The 2448-nt window shown below is 72.1% G+C and carries 2 pseudogenes; one reads left to right on the forward strand and one right to left on the reverse strand.

Annotated features, from left to right (window positions below):
• Window positions 1-136 precede the first annotated feature (136 nt).
• Window positions 137-745, reverse strand: a pseudogene (locus tag SACHA_RS22760) (cobaltochelatase subunit CobN); the annotation flags it as partial.
• Window position 746: 1 nt separating this feature from the next.
• On the opposite strand from SACHA_RS22760, the pseudogene dnaE reads away from it, so the two are divergent.
• A pseudogene (gene dnaE / locus SACHA_RS22765) lies at window positions 747-2448 on the forward strand (DNA polymerase III subunit alpha); the annotation flags it as partial.

Here is a 2448-nt window from a genome sequence, read left to right on the forward strand (position 1 = left end):
CTACGCCGCAGCGGTGCAGTCCGGAACGCAGAGCTGGAAGGCGCTGCTGTTCGGGTCGCTGGACGCGGGCAACGTCATCACGGTCGACAAGCCGCCCGCGTCGCTGTGGCTGATGGGACTGTCCGGGCGGATCTTCGGGTTCAAGGCCCGCGCCGTAGGTGCCGGGCTTCGACCCGAAGATCCGGGTGGTGGCGCGCCGCTCGTCGCCGTGTTCGGCCAGGTCGGCGCGGGCGTGGGCGCGCACGAAGTTCCGCGACTCCGGTTCGTCCAGGTCGGCGACCAGCCGGACGGCGTCGTCGAGCAGGTCGACCACGTGCCCGAAGGCGTCCCGGAAGAACCCGCTGATCCGCACCGTGACATCGACGCGGGGCCTGCCCAGCTCCTCCAGCGGGATCGCCTCGATGCCGGTGACCCGGCGGGAGGCCTCGTCCCACGTCGGCCGCACGCCCAGCAGCGCCAGCACCTCGGCCGTGTCGTCACCGGCGGTGCGCATCGCCGAGGTGCCCCACGCCGACAGCCCGACCGACCGGGGCCACTCGCCGTCGTTGTCGGCGCGGTAGCGCTCCAGCAGCGAGTCGGCCAGGGCCTTGCCGGTCTCCCAGGCCAGCCGGCTGGGCACCGCCTTCGGGTCGACGGTGTAGAAGTTGCGGCCGGTCGGCAGCACGTTGATCAGCCCGCGCAGCGGCGACCCGCTCGGCCCGGCCGGGATGTAGCCGCCGTCCAGGGCGTGCAGCACCGCGTCCACCGCCCTGCTCGGCACCGAGTGTGCCTTCGAACTGCACCTGGTGGCGCCGGACCTGCCGCCGTTCCCGGTCCCCGACGGCCACGACGAGGCGGGTTATCTGCGCGAGCTCACCCGGTCGGGCGCCCGGGAACGCTACGGCGACCCGCACCGCAACCCGGCGGCCCACCGTCAGCTCGCCCACGAACTCGACGTCATCGAACGACTCGGCTTTTCCGGATACTTCCTGATCGTCGCCGACATCGTGCGGTTCTGCCGCGAGCGGAACATCCTCTGCCAGGGCCGGGGCTCGGCGGCCAACTCCGCGGTCTGCTACGCGCTCGGCATCACCAAGGTGGACCCGGTGCGGTGGAAACTGCTGTTCGAGCGGTTCCTGGCCCCGGACCGGGACGGCTACCCGGACATCGACCTCGACATCGAGTCGGACCGGCGGGAGGAGGTCATCCAGTACGTCTTCCGGACCCACGGTCGGCTGCGCACCGCCCAGGTCGCCAATGTCATCACCTACCGGGCACGGTCGGCGGTGCGCGACGCCGCGCGGGCGCTCGGCCACTCCCCGGGGCAGCAGGACGCCTGGAGCAAACAGATCGACGGGTGGGGGCCGCTGCGGCGGGTGCACAACAGCGCGGAGCACGACGCGCCCGAGCCGGTGCTGGCGCTGGCCGCGTCACTGGAGGACTTCCCCCGGCACCTGGGGATCCACCCGGGCGGCATGGTCATCTGCGACCGGCCGGTGAGCGAGGTCGTCCCGATCGAGTGGGCGCGGATGCCCGGACGCAGCGTCCTGCAGTGGGAGAAGGACGACTGTGCCTCCGTGGGACTGGTCAAGTTCGACCTGCTCGGGCTGGGCATGCTGTCCGCGTTGCACTACATGCTGGATCTGGTGGCCGCGCACAAGGGCGTCCACGTCGACCTGGCCGACCTGGACCTGGACGACGACGAGGTGTACGCGATGCTGCGCCGCGCCGACGCCCTCGGCGTGTTCCAGGTGGAGAGCCGTGCGCAGCTGGCGACCCTGCCGAGGCTGGCGCCGCGGACGTTCTACGACCTGGCCGTCGAGGTGGCGCTCATCCGCCCCGGTCCGATCCAGGGCGGGTCCGTGCACCCCTACATCCGCCGCTACACCGGCAGGGAGCACTGGGAACACGACCATCCGTTGCTGGCGAACGCGCTGGACAAGACCCTGGGCGTGCCGCTGTTCCAGGAACAGCTGATGCAGATCGCGCTCGACGTCGCGGACTTCACCGCCGCCGAGGCCGACGAGCTGCGGCACGCGATGGGGGCGAAACGGTCCGGCAGGCGGATGGAGCGGCTGCGCAGGCGCTTCCTGGAGGGCGCCGCGCGCAACGGGATGGACGAGGAGACGGCCGGGCGTATTTTCCACCGGATGCGGGCCTTCGCCAGCTACGGGTTCCCGGAGAGCCACGCGCTGAGCTTCGCCCACCTGGTCTTCGCCAGCGCCTTCTTCAAGCGCTATCACCCGGACGCGTTCCTCGCGGGGTTGTTGCGGGCGCAGCCGATGGGCTTCTACTCGCCCCAGTCGCTGGTCGCCGACGCCCGCAGGCACGGCGTCGTGGTGCGCGGCCCGGACGTGAACGCGAGCCTGTCGCACACGACGCTGGAACCGGTCGGGGAGTCCGGGGAGTCCGGCACGCCCGGGGAGGCCGGGCGGTCCGGGAGCGGCGGGGCGCACGCCGTGCGGCTCG

The organism is Saccharomonospora halophila 8 (assembly GCF_000383775.1).
In the GTDB taxonomy this organism is placed as follows: Bacteria; Actinomycetota; Actinomycetes; order Mycobacteriales; family Pseudonocardiaceae; genus Saccharomonospora; species Saccharomonospora halophila.